Source organism: Bradyrhizobium campsiandrae (genome assembly GCF_014529705.1).
GTDB lineage: Bacteria > Pseudomonadota > Alphaproteobacteria > Rhizobiales > Xanthobacteraceae > Bradyrhizobium > Bradyrhizobium campsiandrae.
Genome location: NZ_JAANIH010000013.1, coordinates 131,118 through 152,231, shown reverse-complemented (window position 1 = coordinate 152,231; position 21,114 = coordinate 131,118). Strand labels below are relative to the sequence as shown.

Below are 21,114 nucleotides of genomic sequence, written 5' to 3'. Positions count from 1 at the left end.
CAGGCAATAGAGAACCCATGCCCGCGTCCGCAGCGTGGGGACATGGTTCGGGAACAGGCCGTCAGCGAGATCAAGATTGACAAGCGCCTCCTCGTTCCGCCCGAGCTTGTGGAGCACAGCTCCGCTCTTGTAGAGCGCGCCCTGATGACGGGGATCGAGCTTGAGCGCGTGTTGAAGGCTCGGAAGGGCTTGCGCGAAGCGAGCCTGCTGAATGAAGACATCACCGCGCTGGCACCACAAGGCGGCGTCGTCGGCGCGAAGCTGAATCGCCTTGTCGAGCACGCCGAGCGCCTCCTCGCAGCGTCCATGTTGCTGCAGCACTTCAGCGAAACTTGCAAGGTATTCCGGCTTGGGCGCGCGCCGAATCGCGCGGACGATCCACTCCAGCGCGTCGCTGTATTGCCTGGCGTGGAGAAGCAGGAGCCCCTGAAGATGCTGGGCGTCGGTATGCTCCGCATCGATGTCGAGGGCCTGCTGACAGCAGCTACTGGCGTCGAGATGCCGCCCGTCTCTAAAATGCTGAAAACCCGCGGCGCAGAGGACGGCTGCTGTGCTCATCTCAATCCCGTTATGGCGACGGCCCGCCCGGTGGCGGCAGCGGCTTCTGTCCAAACGGCAGATGAACGGGCCCACCCCCGCTTCTTCGGCGTCGCGGTCGACGACATCTCAGCAGGCGAAGATTGCGTGGGGGTTGCGCGTGGCGCGGCGTTTCTGGAGCCCGGGCAGGCCCTCGCCGAGGTAAGGGCGAGGCGACGCTAGTATTCGCCTGTGTGCCCGTCATCACGGCGAGATAGCCTCATTCGCAACATTCTCCCGCCATCGCGCGCGGAATGGTCCGGCCGATATGATTGAGGAGATCGCCATGCAGAACATGGTTCGCGAATTGACGGAGAAGGAACTCGAGACGATCGCCGGCGGAAGCTTCTGGGGCAGCATTGCCGGCTTCTTCCGCGGTCTGTTCGGAGGCCCGGGCGACCTTCGCCGTCCGCTCGACCGCCCCTGATCTCATCCAGGATCCGGACGAGGGCCATGCGCGGCCCTCGTCCTCGCGATCTCAATGCCTGACCTGCTCGAATACGACGATCACGCCGGTCGGCTCGGGCTCGTGTGCCATCAGCCGCGTCAGGTCCGCATCGCTCCAGTCGGCGAGACTGACGACTTCGCCGGTCTGACGTTCCGCGCTCAGCGAAGGCGTCGGCTCGAGAACCTTCAAGCCCATTTCGTCGACGAAGAAGGTGTGTTCACCGAACATGCTGTTGAGCTGAGGCATGGCGGGATGCTCGTCGGGCAATACCTGGGCGCCGAGCTGGTTGACGGTCTGCTTCACCTGTTCGGATGTGAGCTTCATGAGCTGCTCCGCTTCTGTCGTTAGAGTTTCATGGCGCTGAGCCGGAACGCGTGTTCCCTCCGCCTCCGTCACCTGGTTCAAGCTCCCGAACGGGTGCTGCGCACAAATGTTCCTGCAAAATTCATTTCGTGATCATCAGGCGCATCTGCCGCGCAGACGGCGCGGAATCGACACATGATCTTCACGATCCATGCACCGCGCTAATACTCGCTCCGGTTCTCACCAACCGACAGTGCGCAAATGCGCGACAGATAAGTGTAGGGCAGACCGGTCTCGTCGGCCCAGGCGTTGAACTGCGCCTGCACCTTGGCGAGATCGCCCTTGGACTTGACCTCTTCGGCGATGTCGAGGCCGGCCTCGCGCAGGCAGGCGACGACGTCCTTGGAGGTGACAAAGCCGTCCCAGCCGACGAAGCGCAGCAGCATCTGGCCGGTGTTGCCACCGAGCCGGCTACCGCGCTTGGCGAGGAGATCGAGCAGGCCGATCTCATTGGACGGCGGCCATTTCGCCAGAAACTTGCCGAAGCTATCGTGCTCTTTTGCGATCTCCTGCACGAAGGCGGCGTTGTCGCGCACCGACATGATCTTGGCGCCGTTGCGCACGATCCGCGCATCGCGCAGCAGGCCCTCCCAATAGTCTTCGGGCTGGAAGGACAGCTTGGCCGGCTGGAAGCGCAGAAAGGCGGCTTCGAAACCGTCCCATTTCGCGTCGATCACGCTCCAGGCGAAGCCTGCGCAAAACACTCGTTTCGTCATCTCGGCGAGGATGCGATCGTCGCCGAGCTTTGCCAGACCCTTCAGATCGGGCTTGTCGGGCATCAGCCTTTCGAGCGCCTTGGGCCCGCCTTTGCGCTTCTCGGCACGGGCACGAATGGTCTTGAAGGAGGTCATGCAGACACCGGCGTTGAAGACGTTCACGACACCAGAATTCGGCGATCCGGTCCAGCCCTGCGACGCTACCGCCACTTGCGCATTCCCCCGTCCCGCAGCATGCTCAAGCGGCCGAGCCAGCCGCGCTGGTCTGCTTCTTGCTTCATAACATTTTGGAATTCCCAGCTTTTTTCCCGCACCCGCCGACGGATCTTCGATGCGCTGCCTGGTCGTAGCCGACCTCCATTACTCGCTGCCGCAGCTCGACTGGCTGGTCAGCGCGGCACCGCATTTCGATCTCTTGATCTTCGCCGGCGATGCGCTCGACATCGGCTCGATGGTTGATTTTCGCGCGCAGATCGTGGTGATGAAGAAGTACCTCGCACTGATCGCTGCGCAGACCCGCTTGATCCTCTGCTCCGGCAATCACGATCTCGACGAGCGCAATGCGGAGGGCGAGAAGGTCTCGCGCTGGATCTCGGAACTGCGCGAGCTCGGCATCGCCTGCGACGGCGACAATCTGACCATCGGCGACACGCTATTCACGGTGTGCCCATGGTGGGACGGGCCGCTCGTCAAGCAGCGTATCGCCGACCAGCTTCGCGATGCATCTCTCAGTCGTCCGCAGCGCTGGATCTGGGCGCACCACGCGCCGCCGGCAAATTCACCGACGAGCTGGGGTGGCAAGCGCTTCTTCGGCGATGTCGAGCTGGTGCAGTGGATCATGCAGTACCAGCCGTCCATGGTGATCTCGGGCCATGTGCATCAATCGCCCTTCATCAAGGACGGCTCGTGGTTCGACCGGATCGGCCAGACCTGGGTGTTCAACACCGGCCTGCAGCCCGGGCGCCCCCCCACGCATATTGTTCTGGATCTCGAAGAGAACAAGGCGTTCTGGCTTGCGGCCGGCGAAGCACAGTGGATCGATCTCGGCGCGCCGCTGAAGCGGCCGGCATCCACCATCGAAGAGCCGCCGGACTGGCTCACATCCTTGGGTCGGATTGCCGATCCGAGCCTGGCGAGACCTCGAGCGGCGGCAGGTTGATCATGCTCTGGAGCACTTCGCCGACCATCGCGAGATGCGTGCCGTGGCCGGCATATTGCCGCTTGAGATCGGCGAGATAGGTGTTGGCGACGTTGAGTCGCTGCGCCAGCAGTTTTGCGATCAGGAGCGCCACCTCCGGCTCCTGCTTGAGAAAAGAGGCGGCATCCTCGAATTCGTAGATCACCGCATCCGAACAGGCCCGCACCGTTGCGGTGTGCGGCTGGCCCAGCAGCACCGACATTTCTCCCAGCACCGCGCCGGGCTCGGTGACGGTCGCCACCACCATGTCGCCTTTGAGCACTTCGAGCTTGCCCTGCATCAGCACGTAGAGATGTCCGCTGGTACCACCCTCGGTGAGGACGAGCGTCCCGGCCGCGACCTGCCGCTTCGTTCCACCGGTGCAATAGTCCAGAACCGCACGCATCGCCGAAAGCTCCCGTCGGGATATTCGGGACGATACTAGAGCACGATCCGTGCCACGCGGCAAATCCGAAAGATGGCTATCGCGACAGGCGTTTTGCGAAGTGGACCGGTTGCCAGTCGCCAAGGCCCGTATCCTCAAAGCCGGCCTTCCTGGCAAGACCGCGCATCTCGGCATTGGTCCGCGCCGTTTCGGCTGCAATCATGTCATGACCGAGATTGCTCGCATGCCGCTCCATCGCCGCCATCATTTGCAGGCCGACGCCTCTGCGCTGGAAGACGTCGGTCACGGAGATGGCGAAGTCCCCCGACCGCGCAGCCGCATCGTAAGCATATCGCGTTTCGCCGATGATCGTGCGCTGGCCCTCCAGCGTGAATTCGGCGAGCAAGGTGAAGTGATCGGGATGGCCGGCCTTGGCAAGGCACTCGGCCGCAACAGCCGAAGAGTCCGCCCGCGCCCCCATGAAGCGCTTGTTGCGCGACGTCGGGGAGAGGCCCGTGAAATAGCTCGAGAGGCCCTCCACATCGGAAACATTGGCGGTCCTGATGCGGACCGTGCCGCTCGTCTCGTTTGAAGCGACGACGGCGTTCGGAAATGGCTGTGACATGCGCGAGGCTCTCGGCAGGTTGCAATGACTGCACACCTATCCGAGGCGACGCGCTTGCCGCTTGGACATGGCCGCCAATCTCGCGGCCGGAAACGAACCGATTGCACTCCGTGCGGCGCGTCACACGCGCGACAGCGCCGGCACCTCTTCCGGCATGACGGTCTGAAGCCCGCCGAAGCGACGCTCGCGACCATGGAATGAGGCGAGCGCCTCGGCGAGATCGCCTGCATCGAACTCGGGCCACATCCGCTCGGTGAAATGCAGCTCCGCATAGGCGCCTTCCCAGAGCAGGAAGTCGGACAGCCGCTTTTCCCCTGACGTGCGGATGATGAGATCGACGTCGCGCAACCCGGCCTCGCCGGTGACAAGCTGCGAGAAGGCTTCGCGGGTCAGGCTGGTCAGTGCCGCCGCCTTCGCCGCGGCGTTCAGAATGGCGTCGCGCGCGGAATAGTCGACGGCGATGCGCAGATGCAGCGTGGTGCCGTGCGCGGTCGCCTCCTCGGCACGAGTGATCGCCGTGGCGATTCCGTCCGGCAAGCGGTCGCGGCGGCCGATCACGGAGAGACGCACGCCATTCTTGACGAGGGCCTGCACCTCATGGGCGAGATAGAAGCGCAACAGCGTCATCAGCGCGGCGACCTCGGCCTTGGGGCGGCGCCAATTGTCGGTCGAGAATGCATAAAGCGTCAGCGTGCCGATGCCCTGCTTGGGCGCGGCCTCGACGATGCGGCGGATGGTCTCGACGCCGGCCTCGTGGCCGCGCGCGCGCGACAGGCCGCGCCGCGTCGCCCATCGTCCGTTGCCATCCATGATGATGCCGACGTGAAGCTTCTCGCGAGAGGTCATGTCACTTTGCATTGCAAAGTCTCCGGTCAAAAAAAGGGAGGATCAGGTCGAGATCATGCCAAGCCGGCCGAGCGGCGGCGCCTCGCGGCCCGCGGCCTTTGCGGCGTCGCGCACCAGCCGCTCGAGCACGGCGAGATAGTCGAGGAAGCGGCGACGTCCGGCCTTGGTCAGACGGCAGGTGGTGTGCGGGCGATTGCCCTCATAGCCCTTCGTCACTTCGACGAGACCTGCTTCCTGGAGCACGGCGAGGTGACGGCTGAGATTGCCGTCGGTGAGGCCGCAAAGCTGCTTGAGGTCCGCGAACGCAAGGCCTTTCGGGTGAGCCATCAGCGAGGTCAGAAGCCCGAGCCTCGCCTTCTCGTGGATCACACGGTCGAGCCCTTCATAGGAAAAAGGCGCGCTGTCAGTCTTCGACATCATTGTCTCCGGACGCAAAATACAGAATGGCCGCCATCACCGATTGGCCGATCACGAAGGGCAATCCCATGGTCCATGGCGACAGCATGTGGCTCCGGCTCGCCAGCACCACCACCGCAAACCCCGAGACGAAGTACCAGGCGCCTGCGAACGCCACGCTGCGTGGTAGCGAGCGGACGGACGCGAAAATGCCGAGCGAGACCAGGATCTGCCACAGCCCCGGCAGGAGCCACAGCGTCTCGGAAGCGAACTTCCACATCACCACCGCAAGCAGGACACCGGCGACACCCGCCGGCAGGAACTGCTCGACCGCCTGGTGAATCATGGCGTCGGCCAGGCCCGAATGATGACGATGCGAACGCGCCCGCATCTCGATCCAGATCATCAGGCCGGACAGCGCGGCAGCAACGAACCAGCCGAAGAAGAAGCCAAGCGGCTCGCTGGTGGGATCGCCGAGCAGCCAGAATTGCAGGACCGCGGTGAGCAGCGCGACCGCGCCGGTCGCCGCCATTGTCGCCGGACCGTAACCGCGGAACGCCGTGCCGGCCGCAATCTGGCTGCGGATCGCCACGATGTCGGCCAGCGCCTTGTCGAGATCGCGCATCGGCAACGCCAAAACTCCGCTCCACCCGGCTTACGGACCGGCTTGCCCGGTCACTTTGTATCGCAAAGTATATCGGAGCGCAAAGTAAAGGCAAGCCAGAAAGTGAGCCGCCCGCGAGCAATCCGAACAAACAACTGCCGGTTGCGCGACGCCTGCCCGCGCAGCTAAGATGCCGCCATTGAGTTCTGGGGGAAGTCATGTGGTTAAGATCGTTCGTTGCTGCGGCTCTGCTGCATCTGTGTCTTGTTGGGACAGCGCATGCAAAGGGACCATTTGGCACCGTCAATGTCGGCGGCTGGGTCGGCGGCGCCTTCAGCAATGACGAGACGGGCGCCTTCTCCCATTGCGCGGCGACGGCGCCTTATGCGAACGGCGTCATCCTCGTCGTGAGCCAAAATGCCGCCGGCATCTGGTCGCTCGCCTTTGCCAGTCCCGGCTATCATTTCAACAAAGATGAGAACGCTGCGATTGACGTGACCTTCGACGGGCAGGAGCAAGCCCGGCTATACGCCACGGCGCACCGGCCCGACATGCTCACGGCCGTCATGCCGCTGAATGTGGTGCGTACGTTCCAGAAGGCGAGCCTGATGGTCGCGACGGCCGGCCGCGCGGTCCTGAATTTCGACCTCAGGTCAACCGGTCCAGTGATCGCCGCATTGGCCAATTGCGTGACCCGGATGAAGGCCGACGGGCTCGACAAGGCCGGCGATTTCACCAAGGGTGCCGCGAAGCCAGCAGCCGCGGCAGACAAGCAAGGCACGCCGCCGGCCGGCAAGCCCGGTAAAGGAGCCAAGAGTGGCTTCGGCACCGGCTTTGTGGTCAGCGCCGCCGGCCATATCGTCACCAACAACCACGTGATCGACGGTTGCGGCGAGCTCAAGGGCAATCTCACTGGGGAAGCCGCGATGGTATTGCGCGTCGTGTCTGCTGATGCGAACAACGATCTGGCCCTCTTACAGGCGCCATCGACGGCGACGTTCAAGGAATTTGCGCGGATCCGCGACCGCCCGATCCGGTCCGGCGATTCCGTTGTCGCGATCGGCTTTCCCTTTCATGGGCTGCTGACGTCGGACTTCACCGTGACGACAGGCATTGTGAGTTCGCTCAGCGGCATGCGCAACGATTCGCGCTTCCTGCAGATCAGTGCGCCGGTACAGCCCGGCAACAGCGGAGGCCCGATGTTCGACACGACCGGTCAGCTCGTTGGCGTGGTCACCGGGAAGCTCGATGGGCTGCGCGTCGCGGCAGCCACCGGCAGCATCCCCGAGAACATCAACTTCGCCATCAAGACCGGCGCGCTGCGCGATTTTCTCGACAATTCGGTGGTGCCGTACCAGACGGCCGAGCCGAAGGGCGAGCTCAAGACCACGGAGATCGCCGGCAATGCCCGCGCCTACACGATGTTGATCTCGTGCAAGGGCACGGAGCAGGCCGACGCGAAGAAGTAAAGAGGCAACGCTGCCGATCCCGTCATCCCCGCGCAACGGCGAAGCCGTTGTCGCTGGAGGCGCGAGTGGCGCGATGCGCGTAGCATCGCGCCGGGAGCCTCGAAGGATGAACGGCCGAGATGCAGCTGGGCTGTCGCCCTTCGAGGCCCGCCCTGCTTTGCAGGACGGGCACCTCAGGATGACGAGAACAGCTCAGACGGTTGGCAACAAGACCCACCACCCCCCTTCACCCGTGACAGCACGCGCTCTTGGCCTGCGGCTCGTACTCGTCGCGCAGGCGAACCCAGTCCATTGGATAGGGCAGCCCCTCCTCATGACGGCCGAGCGGCGTGAGGTCGAGATATTGATAGGCCGCGTTCATCATGTCGAGGCCGCGGGCGAAGCAGGAATAGGTGTGAAAGATCTCGCCGGCGTCGTTGCGGTAGAACACGCTGATGCCGGGCAGCTCGGGGCCATAGAACGGCGTGGTGCCGAAATTGTATTTCGGTACGCCCTTCTCGATCTGCTCGCGCGTGAACGAGACCTCGTAATCGGAGTTGAAGTCGCTGCCGCCCGACGACACCCAGTCGAACGTCCAGCCCATCCGCTTCTTGAACTTCTCGAGCTTGTCGACGGGCGCCAGCGACACTGCGACCATGGTGGTGTCACGCGCCGCCAGATGCGGCACCATGCGCTCGAAGCCGTCGGCCCAGAACGAGCAGCTCTTGCATGCCGCCTCCCAATCCGGCGCGAACATCACGTGCTGGACCACGAGTTGCGGGCGCCCCCGGAAGAGATCGCCGAGCGTCACCTTGCCGTCCGGCCCTTGGAATATGTAGTTCTTGTCGACCTTCACCCAGGGCAAAGCACGGCGCTCCTCGGCGAGACGCTCGCGGGCTTTTGAAAACTCCTTCTCGTGCGCCAGATGGGCCTTGCGGGCCGCGACCCATTGCTCGCGCGAGACGATCTGATGTTGCTGCATGCTATGCTCCTCTGACAGGGATCAGGCGACGAAGGCGTCGAGCTTGTCGAAGAACGAGCTCCAGCCGCGCTGGTGGTTGTCGCGCGCGGTCTCGTCGAAGAACTGGGCATGATGGAAAATCATCAGCGTGCCGGCGCTGTCGGGCTTCAACGTGATCGTCACCAGCGACTCGCGCTCCGGCGTCGAATGCCAGGCCCAGGTGAATACCAGCCGCTCGTTCGGCACCACCTCGCGGTAGATCCCGCCGGCCTCGAAATATTCGCCGTCGTCGCGGGTGAACGAGATGCGGTAGCGGCCACCGGTGCGAACATCGAGCTCGGCGTTCAGCGTCGCAGGCTTCGTGCTCGGCGGGCCGAACCATTGCACTAGCTGCGCGGCTTGCGTCCAGGCGGCGAAGACTTTTTCCGGGCGCGCGCGGAGCCGGCGCGTGAGGGTGAGGCTTGGACCTTCGCTTGGACCTTCGCTTGCCCGTTCGGCCGTGTTGGCGGCTGGGTCGACCATGGTTCGTCCTCCACAAAGGCGGCAAGGCGGTCGAAACGCTCGGACCAGAACTGGGCGTAGCGATTGAGCCAGTTCATCGCCTGCTCCATCGGCTGCGCGGTGATCCGGCAGGCGACCGTGCGCCCGGTCTTCTCGCGCACGATCAGGCCCGCATCCGTGAGCACGTCGAGATGCTTCATGATCGCAGGTAGCGAGATCGAGAACGGCGCCGCCAGCTCGGTCACCGACAGACTGTCCTGCTCGCCGAGACGCGCAAGCAAGGCACGCCGCGTCGGGTCAGACAGCGCAGCAAAGGTGCGATCGAGCGCTTCGTCGTGATACTTAACCATAAAGTTTAGTATAGACGCAAGCAGCAGGACGTCAAGCGGCAACCCGCTCGCGCGGTCGCCTGCGCGACGGCCCGAGCGTCGGGGTGGAAAAGCTTGCGGTCAGTACGGCGCGGCAGGCCGGACGCGCCGATGCGGCCGGGTCGGCGGGACCTGTTCCAGGCCGAAGGCAAAGCGAGGGTTGCGGTCGCAGTACAGCAAGCGGCCGGACACGCTGGCCTGGCACTGCTCATAGGTGCTGTAGGCACACTCGCCGGGATAGTCATACTCACCGCCCTGTGCGCACCACGGATAGTCTCGCGCCGCGGCGGGGGTGGCGGTGACAAAGCCGGCAAGGACCGCCGCGCCGAGCGTCAGCAGTGCCAATTGCGTCTTGCGCATGATCCCAACTCCTCTCTTCGCGGCGCGAGATACGCCGCCATGTATCATCAGGTTTCGTCTATCATCAGGTTTCGTCGCGCCATTTTATTCCAGTCCGGATCGCCGGACTAGGCAAGAAAAAGCCCCGCCGCTGGGCGGGGCTCCATTGCCGATCATCACAACATCGCTACTCGACCTTGAGGCCGGCGAATTCGACGACCTTCTTCCACTTGGCGGTCTCCGCCTCGATCTCTTGACCGAACGCCTCGGGCGTCTCGAACAGCGGATCGCCGCCGAGTTCGATCAGACGCTTGGTCATGTCGGGCTCCTTCATCAGCGTGTTGATCTCACTGTTGAGCTTAGCGATCAAATCCTTGGGCATGTTCTTCGGCGCACCGATACCGAACAGCGCGCTCGCCTCGTAGTCCTTCACGGTCTCGCCGATCGCGGGCACGTCGGGCAGTTGGGGCGAGCGCTGGGCGGTGGTGACGCCGAGCGCGCGAAGCGAGCCGGAGCGGATGTGCTGGATGATCGAGGGCATGTTGTCGAAGATCACCTGCACCTGGCCGCCGAGCATGTCGGTGATGGCGGGCGCCGCGCCGCGATAGGGCACGTGCTGCATCTTGCAGCCCGTCATCGCCATGAACATCTCGCCCGACAGATGCACCGAGGTGCCGTTGCCGGAGGAGGCCATGTTCACCTTGCCGGGATTGGCCTTCACATAATCGATGAACTCGGCGACATTCTTGGCCGGCACGTCCTTGTTGACGGTCATCACGTTCGGCACGCGCTGGAACGCGGCGATCGGCGCGATGTCGCGGACGAAGTTGAACTTGAGGTTGGCGTAGAGCGTCGCGTTGATGTAGTTGGCCGGATTGACTAGCAGCACGGTGTAGCCGTCGGGCTCTGCGTTCACGACGGATTCGGTGCCGATATTGTTGCCGGCGCCCGGCTTGTTCTCGATCACGAATTGCTGCCCCAGCCGCTCCGACAGCCGCTGGCCGATCAGCCGTGCCAGAATGTCGGTGGCGCCGCCCGGCGGATAGCCCACCACGAACTTCACCGGCCGGGACGGATAATCCGCTGCAAAGGCCTTCGACAGCGGGCTGGCTGCAAGCGGGGTGGCGGCGAGCAGACCGAGCGCGGAACGGCGTGTGATCATCTGAAGGGTTCTCCCAGTGTTGTTCTTGATGGCAGCGTCAGCGGCGTTGTAACAAAGCCCACCACGCGCGGAAAGTGCGCAAGTTCCATGGCGACGAAAGGATAAGGCATGCCGGTCAAGGTTGAAGCCCTCGATCACCTCGTGATCAACGTCGCCGACGTCACTGTCACCGCCGAGTGGTATCGCAAGATCCTCGGCATGGAAGTCAAGGTGTTCGATCCCGGCGGCGGCAAAGCGCCGCGGACATCGCTTCAGTTTGGTCAACAGAAGATCAACGTCCGGCCGCGCGACGCCGACAAGGTGGAGTGGTTCACCGCGGACCACCAGACCGCCGGCAGCGAGGATCTGTGTTTCCTCACCAGCGCGACGCCCGACGAGGTGGTGGCGCATTTGCAGGCACATGGTGTCGCGATCGAGCAAGGCCCGTCTGCGAGGCAAGGCGCCCGCGGCACGCTGCGTTCGGTCTATTGCCGCGATCCGGATGGCAGCCTGATCGAGATTTCGTCCTACGCGGACTGACGCGCCCGTTTGCCTCCCGCGCCATCCGATGGCAGGAAGACGCAATAATCTGAAGACAGCCGCCAGCAAGATGCAGGCTGCCCGGGAGGACGCATGGCAAATCAGCAGACCGCCTCAGGAATCGTGGGCCCGTTCGACGGACTCGATGTACCCTGGCTGCTCGGGATGCGCGCCGAGGTGCGCCGTGACCATCCGTTCCTGATCTGGGCGCCGTTCGACGCGCCGTCGCGGCGCTGGAGCTATGGTGAGTTTCACGAGCGCGTCGGCGCGCTGGCGGCGGGGCTCGTCAGGCGCGGCGTGAAGCCGGGCGAATATGTGCTCATTCATCTGGACAATTGCATCGAGGCGCTGCTGGCCTGGTTTGCCTGCGTCGAACTCGGCGCGATCGCGGTCACCACCAACACCCGCTCGGCACCGGCCGAGATCGAATATTTTGCCGACCATTGCGGCGCGGTCGCTGCCATCACGCAGCCGGCCTATGCGGAAATGGTCGCGCAAAACTGCCGCAACGTCAGCTGGATGGCGGTGACCGCGCACGATGCCGGCGCGACGCCTGCGCATGCGGTCGCGCGCGGCGACGGCTTCGACCAACTGTTTGCCGACAGCGCCGACCGCCCCACGCGCGCGACCGACCCGCTGGCACCGTGCAGCGTGCAATATACGTCGGGCACGACGTCGCGGCCGAAGGCGGTGCTCTGGACGCACGCCAACGCACTGTGGGGCGCCAAGATCAATGCCGCGCATGAAGACCTGCATGCCAGCGATGTGCATCAGACTTATCTGCCGCTGTTCCACACCAATGCACTGGCCTATTCGATGCTGGCGACGCTGTGGGTCGGCGGTTCCTGCGTGATCCAGCCGCGCTTCTCCGCCAGCCGGTTCTGGAGCGTCGCGCGCGAGCACGGCGCGACCTGGACCTCGACGATACCGTTCTGCATGAAGGCGCTGCTCGAGCAGGATATTCCGCGCGATCACAAATTCCGGCTGTGGGGCACGGCGGTGAACGAGCCGCCGCCTTTTGCTGCCTTCGGCGTCAAGATCATCGGCTGGTGGGGCATGACCGAGACCATCACCCATGGCATCATCGGCGAGGTCGACCAGCCCAACATTCCGATGTCGATCGGCCGCGCCGCGCCCGAGTATCAGATCCGCATCACCGACGATAACGGACGGCCGGCCGCAGTCGGCGACACCGGCAATCTCGCGATCAAAGGCATCCCCGGCCTGTCATTGTTCGCCGAGTATCTGCACAACGAAACGGCGACGCGCGAGAGCTTTGACGAGCATGGCTTCTTTCTCACCGGCGATCGCGTCGAGCGTCTGGAAAACGGCTTCATCAAGTTCGGCGATCGCGCCAAGGACATGCTGAAGGTCGGCGGCGAGAACGTCGCGGCGTCCGAGATCGAGCAGGTGATCGCGCTCGTCCCGGGCGTGCGCGAGGCCGCGGTGGTGGCGAAGAAGCATCCGATGCTGGACGAGGTGCCGGTCGTCTTCATCATCCCGCATGGCGGCGTCGCCGGCGCCGCGCCGGATCTTCATGACCGCGTGATGGCGGCCTGCCGCAACGGTCTTGCCGACTTCAAGGTGCCGCGCGAGATCAGGCTGGTCGACGACATGCCGCGCTCGACGCTGGAGAAGGTGGCGAAGGCGGAGCTCAGGAAGATGCTGGGGTAGCGGCGCTGCGTCAGAACGATCCCAGCGCGACGGGGCGGAACGCCTGCAGGAGCTGCTGGTCCAGCTTTGCGCCCATGCCCTCCATCATGGTGAAGGCACGCGAGTGGGTGAACGGCATGCGGTAGGCGCGCTTCTCGACCAGCGCGGCGTAGATGTCGACGATCGTCGTCAGGCGGACGATGTCGCTGATCTGGTTCGACGACAGGCCATTGGGATAGCCGCTGCCATCGAGGAATTCATGGTGATGCAGCACGACATCCAGCATCTCCGGCGGGAAGCCGCCTTGCGCTGCAAGCGCGTCATAGCCGCGGCGCGGATGCTGGCGGACCTCGGCCATCTCCTCGTCGGTGAGCTTGCCCGGCTTGTCGAGCAGGCTCGAGGGAACGAAGGCCTTGCCGACGTCGTGCAGCAGCGCGGCACGGGTCAGGCGGCGCTGGTCGTCCTCGCGCATGCCGAGATGCTGGGCGAAGGCGACCGCAAAGCCGGTGACGAACAGACAGTGCCGATAGCTGCCGACATGATGGCAGCCGACCGTGGTGAGCCATTCGCGCAGCGAAGAGTGCTTGATCGCCTTCAGGATCTTGCTCTCGGCGGCGATGACGTCGTCGAAGGTCAGGGGCACGCCGAGCGGCAGCTTCTCGAACATTTTTGCCAGCACCGCATGCGCCGCCTCGACGCCGCGGTTGAGCGTCTTGCCGCGATCGGTCGCGTCATAGACGGCGGTGTCCGGAAACGCGGCGCGGATGCGCTGCAGGATCGCCTCGGGCTGAAGCGGGCGCGAGATGGTGTCGGTGGCGCCCAGCGCCCAGGCCTGCATGGTGCCGTGGTGAAGCGCATCTGCCAGCACGAACAGGCGCGGCATCGCGCGATAGGCATCGCCGCGCAGCTTGTTGCGCACCCGCTGCACGCTTTCGGGCGACCGCAGATTGATGTCGACCACGAGGCCGGAGAGCTCGCGCGACGGCTGCTCGGGGATTTCTTCCGTCGTCACCGTCGAGACGTCGCCGACAGCCTTCAAGATGCTGGCGAGCTCGGTGCTCGCATCGCTCCGGTCGGAGGCAAGCAGAAGCCGGCGTTTGGCGGCGGATTTGGCTGGCGCGTTCATGGCTTCCCCAAAGCACGGGAGGGATTTGGCGCCAGCCTAGGCCGGATCAGGTTCTCCGGCCCTTAAGAGGCGTGCTCAACGGAACCTGCCGAAATTGCGCGCAATTTTACGGATCAGGGTTCCGCCGAACGACGAAACAACCCCATGCACAGTAGGCGGGGCATTGAAAACGCTGAGTCTTTTGCAACGAAAATCCGCCGGAGGTGCCCCTCCGGCGGATCATCTCGCATCACGATCGCAGCCGCCTTACGCCTTCATCGCGCCCTTCACGGCTTCGGCCGTGATCGGCAGGGCGCGGACGCGGGCGCCGCTGGCGTTGAAGATGGCATTGCCGATGGCGGGAGCGACCACCGTCACCGCGGGTTCGCCGACGCCGGTCGCCTTTTCGCCATTGGCGATCACGGCGACCGCGACCTCCGGCATCTGGCTCATGCGCAGCGGCGTGTAGCTGTCGAAATTGGTCTGCTCGATGCCGCCGTTCTTCAACGTCGCCTTCTCGTACATCGCCAGCGACAATCCCCACAGCGCCGCGCCCTCGACCTGGGCGCGGATGTTGTCGGGATGCACCTGCGTGCCGACGTCGGTTGCGACCGTGAGCTTCTTCACGGTCACCGCCCCCGTCGGCGCCACCGCAACATGGGCGACACAGGCCGTCCAGCTTGCCGTCGCCCGCTCCTGCGAGGAAACGCAGGCCACGCCCATGCCCTCGCCTTTCGGCAATTGCCTGGTGCCGTAACCCGACAGTCCCATCGCAGCGAGCAGCGTGTTGCGCAGCCGCTGCGCGCCGCCGTCGTTCTTGCCGGCGCCGTCGAGCAGCGAGATGCGGAACTGCGCGGGATCCTTGCCCGTCGCCACCGCGATCTCGTCGATCATGCTTTCGACGGCCCAGAAGGTCCAGCCCGGCGCCACCGAGCGCAGCTGACCGGACGGGGTGGCGTTGTGCGCCATCTCGTTCTTGATCGCCCGCACGTGATGGTTGGGTACGGTGTAGAAGAAGTCCGACCCGTTCACCGTGAAGCTGTCGAGCGGACCCTTCTTGTCGACCGAGGGCGTGAGGAAATCGGGGATGCCCCAGCGCGCCGTCGGCCAGGCCGAGACCACGTCATGGCTGATCGCGACGAGCTTGCCGTCGCCATCCACGCCGGCCTTCACCTTCTGGTAGGTGAGCGGACGCGAGAAATCCATCGTCATGTCGTTCTCGCGCGTGTAGATCACCTTCACCGGCTTGCCCACGGCCTTGGCCGCCTGCACCGCCGGCACCATCATGTCGGCGTCCAGCCTGCGACCGAAGCCGCCGCCGAGCCACATCTGGTGCATCACCACGAACTTCGGATCGATCCCGGCGGCGCCTGCGGCGATCGCGCCGGAGCGCGTCGCGAACTGGTTGCCGGAATAGATGTGCAGGATGTCGCCCTTGAACTCCGCGGTGGCGTTCATCGGCTCCATCGGCGCGTGGATGTTGATGCTGGTGGTATACTCCGCCTCCAGCACCTTGGCCGCCGTGCCGAGGGCGGCGGCGGGGTCGCCGTCCTTGACGAAGAACTGGCCGGAATCATCCAGCCCCTGCAGTCGCTTGGCTTCGTCGAGCAGCGACTGGCTCGACAGCGCCGCATTCGGACCGCCATCATAGGCGATCTTCAGCGCCTGCGCGGCCTTCTTGGCGTTGGCGTAGGTACCGGCCACCGCGACCACCCAGCCCGACGTCGTCTGCGTCTTGTCGTCGAGGATGACAGCCTTGATGAAGCCGGGAACGGACTTTGCCGCGGAATCGTCGACCGATTTCACGGTGGCGCCGAAGCGCACCGGCGGCGTCACGATCGCGCCATAGACCATGCCCGGAAGCATCACGTCGATGCCGTATTTGGCCGTGCCGTTGGTCTTGGAAGGGATGTCGATCTGCGGCACCGACACACCGATCATGGTGTATTGATCCGGCGTCTTCAGCTTGATCGCCTTCAGCTCGTCGGGCGTGAAGGTCTTCGTTGCCTTGCCGCTCTTGACGATGTCGGCGAAGCTCATCGACTTCTTGGACTTCGGATGCGTGACCGTGGAGTCGCGCACGACCAGCTCGTCCTTGAAGTAGGGCGGCAGGCCCATGGCGGCCGCAGCACCTTCTGTCAGCGCAATGCGCCCGGCGGCACCCGCCCGGCTCATCGCCTCGAAGTTCATCATGGTCGACCAGCTGCCGCCGGTGATTTGCGCCCCCAGCACGGGGTCGTTGAACTTCGGATCGTTGGAGGCGAGATTGACCCGCATGTCGCTCCACTTCGCACCTAACTCTTCGCAGACGATCTGCGCCATGGTGGAGGCGATGTGCTGGCCCATGTCGGCCTTGCCGCAGGTCACGGTGACCAGACCTTCCGGCGAGATCGAATACCAGACGCTCGGCTCGAAATTCGCGGGAGCGGCTGCAAACGCTTCGCCGACACCTGGCACGCCGGCATAGCCGAGCACGAGGCCTGCCGCGGCGGTGCCGACCAGGAAGGAGCGGCGGCTGAGATCAGTCGTCTCTAATGTGATGTTCTTCACGTGCTGGTTCATGTGGGCCTCCGCTCGTTGCCGGCGGCGGATGCGGTGCGCATCTCGGTGGCGGCGCGCATGATGGCTTTCTGGATCCGCGAATAGGTCATGCAACGGCAGAGATTGCCGTCCATATGCGCAACGACCTCTTCCTTGGTCGGATTGGCGTTCTTCGCCAGCAGCGAAGCCGCCTGCATGATCTGCCCGGACTGGCAGTAGCCGCATTGCGGCACCTGCTCGGCGATCCACGCCTTCTGCAAGGGATGATCACCCTTGGCGGAGAGGCCTTCGATGGTGGTGATCTTCTTCCCGGCGACATCGCCGACCATGGTCTGGCACGAGCGCACGGCTTCGCCGTTGACGTGCACGGTGCAGGCACCGCACAGACCGGCACCGCAGCCGAATTTCGTGCCGGTCATTTGCAATTGTTCGCGGATGGCCCAAAGGAGCGGCGTGTCGTTCGCCGCATCCACGGACATGCTCCGCCCGTTGATCGTGAGCGTTGGCATAGGCGTCTTCCCCTGCCGGTGCATGAAGCCGCTTACGGCGGCAACTTGAATGGCGGACGCCCACCGGGCCGGCGTCCGCCTTGCGCGCAAGAATGATCGCGTTCACGCGCGGAGGCAAATGCAATCTGGAATGAATCGAAACCATCGCAGCATCTACCTGTTGTGCGTTGCGACAACAGCGCTGACGTTAGCGGCTGGACGCAACAAGAAGTGCGTCCAGACATGGATGCCATCGCGCGAGGCAGTTTCTTCGAAGTAACTTGGCGCGCTAAGATGTAACCGCGGGCGCGGACTTCCTTCTCCCCTTGCGGGAGAAGGTGGCGCGAAGCGCAGGATGAGGGGTTGCATCCGCATACGCTAATGCCGAGTGTCGTAGGGTGGGCAAAGCGAAGCGTGCCCACCACCTGTTGCAATCGGAGAAAGGCGGTGGGCACGGCGCAAGTGCGCCTTTGCCCACCCTACGATTCCGGGCTCGCCGCGGTTGGAAATGATCAAGAACAAGAGAGGGCGGAAACAATGCCGAAGATCAACAGAGACGGTGTCGGCATCCATTACGAGGTTCATGGCGACGGGCCGCCGCTGCTGCTCACGCACGGCTATTCCTCGACGTCGGCGATGTGGCACGGTCAGGTCGACGCGCTCGCGCGCGATCACAAACTGATCCTGTGGGACATGCGCGGCCACGGCCAGTCCGATTATCCCGATGATCCCCACGCTTACAGCGAAGCGCTTACCGTCGGCGACATGGCGGCGATCCTCGATGCGGTCGGCGCGAAGCGTGCCATCATCGGCGGGCTGTCGCTCGGCGGCTACATGTCGCTTGCCTTCTACCGCACCCATCCCTCGCGCACGCGCGCGCTGCTGATCATCGACACCGGTCCGGGCTTCAAGAAGGACGACGCGCGCGAGGCCTGGAACGCGCGAGCGCTCGCCACCGCCGACAAGCTCGATCGCGAAGGTCTCGACGTGCTGAAATCGGCGACGCGTGAGCGCGCCACCGCCAGCCATCGCAACGCCAGGGGATTGGCGCTGGCGGCGCGCGGCATGCTGACCCAGCGCGATGCCGCCGTGATGGAGCTGTTGCCCGACATCAAAGTGCCCAGCCTGATCGTGGTCGGCGCCGACGACACGCCTTTCCTGGCAGCGTCCGACTACATGGCAGCCAAGATCCCCGGCGCACAAAAGGTCGTGATCCCCGCGGCCGGACACGCCGTCAACATCGATCAGCCCCAGGCTTTTGTTGACGCCGTGCTGCCTTTCCTGAAGAACTTGCCGGCATAGACGGCGAGACGAGGATCACGGCAATGAAGCGGACAATCCTGGCTACGGGTGCGGCGCTGCTCTCGATGGGAGTATCGGCGCAGGCCGAACCGTTCGGCACGGTGCCGCTGCGCCGTCCCTTCGTCGACACCCTGTCGAACAACACGCCCCTGGCACTCGGAATGGACGCGGAGCAGGCCACGCACGCGCTCGGACAGAACCTGCAATACGTCCGCGGCCGTCCCGGCAACGAGATCTATCTTGCCCTTCGCGACATCGGCGGCAGCGGATTGATCCCGTACCGTCACCGCCTGTTCCTGCAGTTCCGTCATGGCCGGTTGGCAGGATGGAAGGAGGATTACGGCGAGAACTGGATGTGGGAGTGAGGATGGCCTCCTGAAGCAACTGAGATCGTAGCCCGGATGGAGCGGAGCGAAATCCGGGGGGCTCTCCGCGGTGACACCGTCCCGGATTGCGCTGCGCTCCATCCGGGCTACAGGTGACGGGCGAGACGGCTGCGAAGCAACGACCAACAACAAGGATCATCCCGTGGGACAAGACATCAAACTGACAGCCTCGGACAATTTTCAGCTCGGCGCCTATCGCGCTGATCCCGCAAGCCACCCGAAGGGCGCGGTGGTGGTGATCCAGGAAATCTTCGGCGTCAATCATCACATCCGCTCGGTCTGCGACCGCCTCGCCGGCGAAGGCTATGTCGCGATCGCGCCGTCAATCTTCGACCGCAGCGAGCCCAACTTCCAGTCCGGCTATACGCCGGACGAGATCGCCGTCGCGCGCAAATTCGTCGCCAGCCCCGATTGGGAGGCGATGCTGCGCGACACGCAGGCCGCGATCGATGCGGTGAAGAGCGTCGGCCCGGTCGGCATCATCGGCTTCTGCCTGGGTGGCAGCGTTGCCTATGTCGCGGCGACGCGGCTCAGCGGCCTCAAGGCCGCGATCGGCTATTACGGCGGCGCCGTCGTGCGCTTTGCGGACGAGAAGCCGAAGGTGCCGACGCAACTGCATTTCGGCGAGAAGGATGCCGGGATTCCTCTCACCGACGTCGAGACGATCAAGGCGAAGCGGCCTGATGTCGAGGTGTTCGTCTATCCCGGCGCCCAGCACGGCTTCCATTGCGACGAGCGGCCGAGCTACGACAAGGCCAGTTCCGACATCGCCTGGCCGCGCAGCATGGCGTTCTTCGCGAAGCATCTGACGAAGTAGCGCGGAGCAGGAATCGGGTGGCTGCATCATGACGCGCGGCGATAGAGCTGGCTGATCAAGCCAGTTCACGCCGGGAGAGCGTCATGCAGCAGGCCAACACCAACATCGTCATCCGCAATCCGTTCGGCACCATGGACGTGCCGGCCCCCGGCGATGCCGAGGTGATGCACTATGCCATATCGGCTTCGCTGGCCGGCGATGCTGCCGACGGCAATGCGGCGCCTTGGGCACCCATTCCTGCAATCGCCGACCCGCTCGAAGGCAGCTGGGCGTGCCGCTGGAACGGCGGTGCCGATCCGACCATCGCTGGCGATACGCCGGAGACATGGAAACAGGGCCGCGCGGAGCTGCGCGCCAGTGGTGGGCGGATCTATCTGCGGTTCGATTGGGATGGCGGCCGTCGGCATGGACTGATCGATGCCGTGCGCGAGAGCGAAAATGGGCTGATCGGGAAATACATCAACCTGACCAATCCAGTGATCATGCGGCCATGGGTCGGACTCGTGGTCGATGCCTTCAGGATCGACGGATGCTTTCCAAACGGGCGGCTGGACTTCAGGCGATGAAGGACGCGGGGCAGAGCGCTAAAACCAGCGCTCGCCGACGAACACGGTGTCGCCGGGGCTGACGGGCGTGCCGAGCGGCACCACGGCGCGCATGGCGCCGCCATTTTCGGTATGCGTGACGGTGACCATGTCGCGCTTGGCGCGCGGCGAGAAGCCGCCGGCGATGGCGACCGCACTTTCGACCGTCATGTTGGGCACGTAGGGATATTGGCCGGGCGCGGCGACCTCGCCGAGGATGAAGAATGGCCGATAGGACTCGATCTCCACCGCGACAGAAGGCTCGCGAATGAAGCCGTTGCGCAAACGCCCGGCGATCTCACCGGCGAGCCCCGCCGTGGTGCGGCCGCGCGCCGGCACCGCACCGATCAGCGGCATGGTGATGGAGCCGCCGGCATCGATGGCGTAGCTGTTGGTGAGACCTTCCTGGCCATAGACCACGACGCGCAGCTTGTCGCCGGCATCGAGATGATAGGAGGCGTCGTAGCGGGCCGGCGCTGCCACCACCGGTCCGCCATAGGCGACCGGCACGGGCGCGGGACCCGAGGCGAATGAATTGCTGAGCGCGGCAATGGCACCGCCGCCATTGTTGGCAACGACGGCCGGCTGCGGCGCGACATAGGGCTGGCCATAGGCCATGGCGTCGAGATCGGGGCGCGGCTGCACGTAAGCGACGGGGCCGGCGGTCTGCATGCAGCCGCCTAGGGTCAGCGCGGCGGACGCTGCCATGATCGACCATCGAAACGCGCGCAGAACCCGCACCGGACCATCCCTACAACCGAGATTGCTCCAGTGATGCACCCGTTATGGTTAATAAAGGGTTGA

The 21,114-nt window shown here is 64.5% G+C and carries 25 protein-coding genes and 1 pseudogene; 9 read left to right on the top strand and 17 right to left on the bottom strand.

The window, feature by feature from the left end:
- Window positions 1-141: 141 nt before the first annotated feature.
- A pseudogene (locus G8O24_RS44285) lies at window positions 142-558 on the bottom strand (tetratricopeptide repeat protein); the annotation flags it as partial.
- A 304-nt stretch (window positions 559-862) separates the two neighbouring features.
- On the opposite strand from G8O24_RS44285, the gene G8O24_RS12425 reads away from it, so the two are divergent.
- Window positions 863-1,003: a ComC/BlpC family leader-containing pheromone/bacteriocin gene (locus G8O24_RS12425; RefSeq protein WP_188099577.1), complete on the top strand. Its 141-nt coding sequence runs from the start codon at window positions 863-865 to the stop codon at window positions 1,001-1,003.
- A 51-nt stretch (window positions 1,004-1,054) separates the two neighbouring features.
- Here G8O24_RS12425 and G8O24_RS12420 read toward each other — a convergent pair whose 3' ends face one another.
- Both G8O24_RS12420 and G8O24_RS12415 read right to left on the bottom strand, forming a co-directional pair.
- On the bottom strand, window positions 1,055-1,348 hold the full coding sequence (locus tag G8O24_RS12420) for a hypothetical protein (RefSeq protein ID WP_188099575.1): 294 nt from the start codon (window positions 1,346-1,348) through the stop codon (window positions 1,055-1,057).
- 200 nt (window positions 1,349-1,548) lie between these two features.
- Entirely contained in the window at window positions 1,549-2,238 is a 690-nt protein-coding gene (locus G8O24_RS12415; protein ID WP_188099601.1) for a DNA-3-methyladenine glycosylase I, read from the bottom strand.
- 196 nt (window positions 2,239-2,434) lie between these two features.
- Here G8O24_RS12415 and G8O24_RS12410 point away from each other — a divergent pair, with 196 nt between their 5' ends.
- On the top strand, window positions 2,435-3,262 hold the full coding sequence (locus tag G8O24_RS12410; RefSeq protein ID WP_188099573.1) for a metallophosphoesterase family protein: 828 nt from the start codon (window positions 2,435-2,437) through the stop codon (window positions 3,260-3,262).
- On the opposite strand, the gene G8O24_RS12405 is transcribed toward G8O24_RS12410, so the two are convergent.
- The 5 genes from G8O24_RS12405 to G8O24_RS12385 form a co-directional block, all read right to left on the bottom strand.
- A complete protein-coding gene (locus G8O24_RS12405; RefSeq protein ID WP_188099571.1) occupies window positions 3,201-3,686 on the bottom strand; it encodes a Crp/Fnr family transcriptional regulator in 486 nt (161 codons plus the stop codon). The two genes, G8O24_RS12410 and G8O24_RS12405, sit on opposite strands and share 62 nt — an antisense overlap.
- Before the next feature lie 76 nt (window positions 3,687-3,762).
- Complete coding sequence (locus tag G8O24_RS12400) at window positions 3,763-4,290, bottom strand: GNAT family N-acetyltransferase (protein WP_188099569.1); 528 nt, start codon at window positions 4,288-4,290, stop codon at window positions 3,763-3,765.
- Window positions 4,291-4,410: 120 nt separating this feature from the next.
- Window positions 4,411-5,148, bottom strand: a complete 738-nt coding sequence (locus G8O24_RS12395) for a di-trans,poly-cis-decaprenylcistransferase (protein WP_188099566.1) — start codon at window positions 5,146-5,148, stop codon at window positions 4,411-4,413.
- Between the two features lie 30 nt (window positions 5,149-5,178).
- The gene (locus G8O24_RS12390; protein WP_188099564.1) at window positions 5,179-5,553 is read right to left on the bottom strand and encodes a winged helix-turn-helix domain-containing protein; all 375 of its coding nucleotides are present in this window, start codon (window positions 5,551-5,553) and stop codon (window positions 5,179-5,181) included.
- Window positions 5,540-6,157 carry a hypothetical protein gene (locus tag G8O24_RS12385; protein WP_188099562.1) on the bottom strand — a complete coding sequence of 206 codons (618 nt, stop codon included), beginning with the start codon at window positions 6,155-6,157 and terminating at the stop codon, window positions 5,540-5,542. Before G8O24_RS12385 ends, G8O24_RS12390 begins: the two co-directional genes overlap by 14 nt.
- Window positions 6,158-6,354: 197 nt before the next feature.
- Between G8O24_RS12385 and G8O24_RS12380 the strand changes: the two genes are divergently transcribed.
- The gene (locus G8O24_RS12380) at window positions 6,355-7,605 is read left to right on the top strand and encodes a S1C family serine protease (protein ID WP_188099560.1); all 1,251 of its coding nucleotides are present in this window, start codon (window positions 6,355-6,357) and stop codon (window positions 7,603-7,605) included.
- A 226-nt stretch (window positions 7,606-7,831) separates the two neighbouring features.
- Here the strand turns inward: G8O24_RS12380 and G8O24_RS12375 are convergent, their stop codons facing one another.
- The 5 genes from G8O24_RS12375 to G8O24_RS12355 all read right to left on the bottom strand — a co-directional run bounded on the left by G8O24_RS12375 (window position 7,832) and on the right by G8O24_RS12355 (window position 10,915).
- The gene (locus G8O24_RS12375; protein ID WP_188099558.1) at window positions 7,832-8,566 is read right to left on the bottom strand and encodes a DUF899 domain-containing protein; all 735 of its coding nucleotides are present in this window, start codon (window positions 8,564-8,566) and stop codon (window positions 7,832-7,834) included.
- A 21-nt stretch (window positions 8,567-8,587) separates the two neighbouring features.
- Window positions 8,588-8,932, bottom strand: a complete 345-nt coding sequence (locus tag G8O24_RS12370; protein WP_311972322.1) for an SRPBCC family protein — start codon at window positions 8,930-8,932, stop codon at window positions 8,588-8,590.
- Entirely contained in the window at window positions 8,932-9,396 is a 465-nt protein-coding gene (locus G8O24_RS12365; RefSeq protein ID WP_188099556.1) for an ArsR/SmtB family transcription factor, read from the bottom strand. Before G8O24_RS12365 ends, G8O24_RS12370 begins: the two co-directional genes overlap by 1 nt.
- 99 nt (window positions 9,397-9,495) lie before the next feature.
- Window positions 9,496-9,774: a DUF3551 domain-containing protein gene (locus G8O24_RS12360; protein WP_188099554.1), complete on the bottom strand. Its 279-nt coding sequence runs from the start codon at window positions 9,772-9,774 to the stop codon at window positions 9,496-9,498.
- Window positions 9,775-9,940: 166 nt separating this feature from the next.
- Window positions 9,941-10,915 carry a Bug family tripartite tricarboxylate transporter substrate binding protein gene (locus G8O24_RS12355; RefSeq protein ID WP_188099552.1) on the bottom strand — a complete coding sequence of 325 codons (975 nt, stop codon included), beginning with the start codon at window positions 10,913-10,915 and terminating at the stop codon, window positions 9,941-9,943.
- A gap of 108 nt (window positions 10,916-11,023) precedes the next feature.
- On the opposite strand from G8O24_RS12355, the gene G8O24_RS12350 reads away from it, so the two are divergent.
- Both G8O24_RS12350 and G8O24_RS12345 read left to right on the top strand, forming a co-directional pair.
- A complete protein-coding gene (locus G8O24_RS12350; protein ID WP_188099550.1) occupies window positions 11,024-11,434 on the top strand; it encodes a VOC family protein in 411 nt (136 codons plus the stop codon).
- Window positions 11,435-11,527: 93 nt separating this feature from the next.
- The gene (locus tag G8O24_RS12345; RefSeq protein ID WP_188099548.1) at window positions 11,528-13,108 is read left to right on the top strand and encodes an AMP-binding protein; all 1,581 of its coding nucleotides are present in this window, start codon (window positions 11,528-11,530) and stop codon (window positions 13,106-13,108) included.
- Window positions 13,109-13,118: 10 nt separating this feature from the next.
- Here G8O24_RS12345 and G8O24_RS12340 read toward each other — a convergent pair whose 3' ends face one another.
- From G8O24_RS12340 to G8O24_RS12330, 3 genes are all read right to left on the bottom strand, one after another.
- Window positions 13,119-14,213, bottom strand: coding sequence for an HD-GYP domain-containing protein (locus G8O24_RS12340; protein WP_188099546.1), 1,095 nt, complete (start codon window positions 14,211-14,213; stop codon window positions 13,119-13,121).
- A 246-nt stretch (window positions 14,214-14,459) separates the two neighbouring features.
- Entirely contained in the window at window positions 14,460-16,754 is a 2,295-nt protein-coding gene (locus G8O24_RS12335; RefSeq protein WP_188099544.1) for a xanthine dehydrogenase family protein molybdopterin-binding subunit, read from the bottom strand.
- A complete protein-coding gene (locus G8O24_RS12330) occupies window positions 16,751-17,242 on the bottom strand; it encodes a (2Fe-2S)-binding protein (protein WP_092231998.1) in 492 nt (163 codons plus the stop codon). Before G8O24_RS12330 ends, G8O24_RS12335 begins: the two co-directional genes overlap by 4 nt.
- 516 nt (window positions 17,243-17,758) lie before the next feature.
- Between G8O24_RS12330 and G8O24_RS12325 the strand changes: the two genes are divergently transcribed.
- The 4 genes from G8O24_RS12325 (at window position 17,759) to G8O24_RS12310 (ending at window position 20,292) form a co-directional block, all read left to right on the top strand.
- Complete coding sequence (locus tag G8O24_RS12325) at window positions 17,759-18,523, top strand: alpha/beta fold hydrolase (protein WP_188099542.1); 765 nt, start codon at window positions 17,759-17,761, stop codon at window positions 18,521-18,523.
- Between the two features lie 23 nt (window positions 18,524-18,546).
- Complete coding sequence (locus G8O24_RS12320; protein ID WP_188099540.1) at window positions 18,547-18,888, top strand: hypothetical protein; 342 nt, start codon at window positions 18,547-18,549, stop codon at window positions 18,886-18,888.
- A 163-nt stretch (window positions 18,889-19,051) separates the two neighbouring features.
- Window positions 19,052-19,726 carry a dienelactone hydrolase family protein gene (locus tag G8O24_RS12315; RefSeq protein WP_188099538.1) on the top strand — a complete coding sequence of 225 codons (675 nt, stop codon included), beginning with the start codon at window positions 19,052-19,054 and terminating at the stop codon, window positions 19,724-19,726.
- Between the two features lie 83 nt (window positions 19,727-19,809).
- A complete protein-coding gene (locus G8O24_RS12310) occupies window positions 19,810-20,292 on the top strand; it encodes a hypothetical protein (RefSeq protein WP_188099536.1) in 483 nt (160 codons plus the stop codon).
- A gap of 18 nt (window positions 20,293-20,310) precedes the next feature.
- Here G8O24_RS12310 and G8O24_RS12305 read toward each other — a convergent pair whose 3' ends face one another.
- A complete protein-coding gene (locus G8O24_RS12305; RefSeq protein WP_188099534.1) occupies window positions 20,311-21,018 on the bottom strand; it encodes a polysaccharide biosynthesis/export family protein in 708 nt (235 codons plus the stop codon).
- Window positions 21,019-21,114: the final 96 nt, after the last annotated feature.

What these genes read in the sequence shown, in the direction of transcription:
- G8O24_RS12425 (WP_188099577.1), top strand. Translation starts at nt 863, where the DNA reads ATGCAGAACATGGTTCGCGAATTGACGGAGAAGGAACTCGAGACGATC.
- G8O24_RS12420 (WP_188099575.1), bottom strand. Translation starts at nt 1,348, where the DNA reads ATGAAGCTCACATCCGAACAGGTGAAGCAGACCGTCAACCAGCTCGGC.
- G8O24_RS12415 (WP_188099601.1), bottom strand. Translation starts at nt 2,238, where the DNA reads ATGACCTCCTTCAAGACCATTCGTGCCCGTGCCGAGAAGCGCAAAGGC.
- G8O24_RS12410 (WP_188099573.1), top strand. Translation starts at nt 2,435, where the DNA reads ATGCGCTGCCTGGTCGTAGCCGACCTCCATTACTCGCTGCCGCAGCTC.
- G8O24_RS12405 (WP_188099571.1), bottom strand. Translation starts at nt 3,686, where the DNA reads ATGCGTGCGGTTCTGGACTATTGCACCGGTGGAACGAAGCGGCAGGTC.
- G8O24_RS12400 (WP_188099569.1), bottom strand. Translation starts at nt 4,290, where the DNA reads ATGTCACAGCCATTTCCGAACGCCGTCGTCGCTTCAAACGAGACGAGC.
- G8O24_RS12395 (WP_188099566.1), bottom strand. Translation starts at nt 5,148, where the DNA reads ATGCAAAGTGACATGACCTCTCGCGAGAAGCTTCACGTCGGCATCATC.
- G8O24_RS12390 (WP_188099564.1), bottom strand. Translation starts at nt 5,553, where the DNA reads ATGTCGAAGACTGACAGCGCGCCTTTTTCCTATGAAGGGCTCGACCGT.
- G8O24_RS12385 (WP_188099562.1), bottom strand. Translation starts at nt 6,157, where the DNA reads ATGCGCGATCTCGACAAGGCGCTGGCCGACATCGTGGCGATCCGCAGC.
- G8O24_RS12380 (WP_188099560.1), top strand. Translation starts at nt 6,355, where the DNA reads ATGTGGTTAAGATCGTTCGTTGCTGCGGCTCTGCTGCATCTGTGTCTT.
- G8O24_RS12375 (WP_188099558.1), bottom strand. Translation starts at nt 8,566, where the DNA reads ATGCAGCAACATCAGATCGTCTCGCGCGAGCAATGGGTCGCGGCCCGC.
- G8O24_RS12365 (WP_188099556.1), bottom strand. Translation starts at nt 9,396, where the DNA reads ATGGTTAAGTATCACGACGAAGCGCTCGATCGCACCTTTGCTGCGCTG.
- G8O24_RS12360 (WP_188099554.1), bottom strand. Translation starts at nt 9,774, where the DNA reads ATGCGCAAGACGCAATTGGCACTGCTGACGCTCGGCGCGGCGGTCCTT.
- G8O24_RS12355 (WP_188099552.1), bottom strand. Translation starts at nt 10,915, where the DNA reads ATGATCACACGCCGTTCCGCGCTCGGTCTGCTCGCCGCCACCCCGCTT.
- G8O24_RS12350 (WP_188099550.1), top strand. Translation starts at nt 11,024, where the DNA reads ATGCCGGTCAAGGTTGAAGCCCTCGATCACCTCGTGATCAACGTCGCC.
- G8O24_RS12345 (WP_188099548.1), top strand. Translation starts at nt 11,528, where the DNA reads ATGGCAAATCAGCAGACCGCCTCAGGAATCGTGGGCCCGTTCGACGGA.
- G8O24_RS12340 (WP_188099546.1), bottom strand. Translation starts at nt 14,213, where the DNA reads ATGAACGCGCCAGCCAAATCCGCCGCCAAACGCCGGCTTCTGCTTGCC.
- G8O24_RS12335 (WP_188099544.1), bottom strand. Translation starts at nt 16,754, where the DNA reads ATGAACCAGCACGTGAAGAACATCACATTAGAGACGACTGATCTCAGC.
- G8O24_RS12330 (WP_092231998.1), bottom strand. Translation starts at nt 17,242, where the DNA reads ATGCCAACGCTCACGATCAACGGGCGGAGCATGTCCGTGGATGCGGCG.
- G8O24_RS12325 (WP_188099542.1), top strand. Translation starts at nt 17,759, where the DNA reads ATGCCGAAGATCAACAGAGACGGTGTCGGCATCCATTACGAGGTTCAT.
- G8O24_RS12320 (WP_188099540.1), top strand. Translation starts at nt 18,547, where the DNA reads ATGAAGCGGACAATCCTGGCTACGGGTGCGGCGCTGCTCTCGATGGGA.
- G8O24_RS12310 (WP_188099536.1), top strand. Translation starts at nt 19,810, where the DNA reads ATGCAGCAGGCCAACACCAACATCGTCATCCGCAATCCGTTCGGCACC.
- G8O24_RS12305 (WP_188099534.1), bottom strand. Translation starts at nt 21,018, where the DNA reads ATGGCAGCGTCCGCCGCGCTGACCCTAGGCGGCTGCATGCAGACCGCC.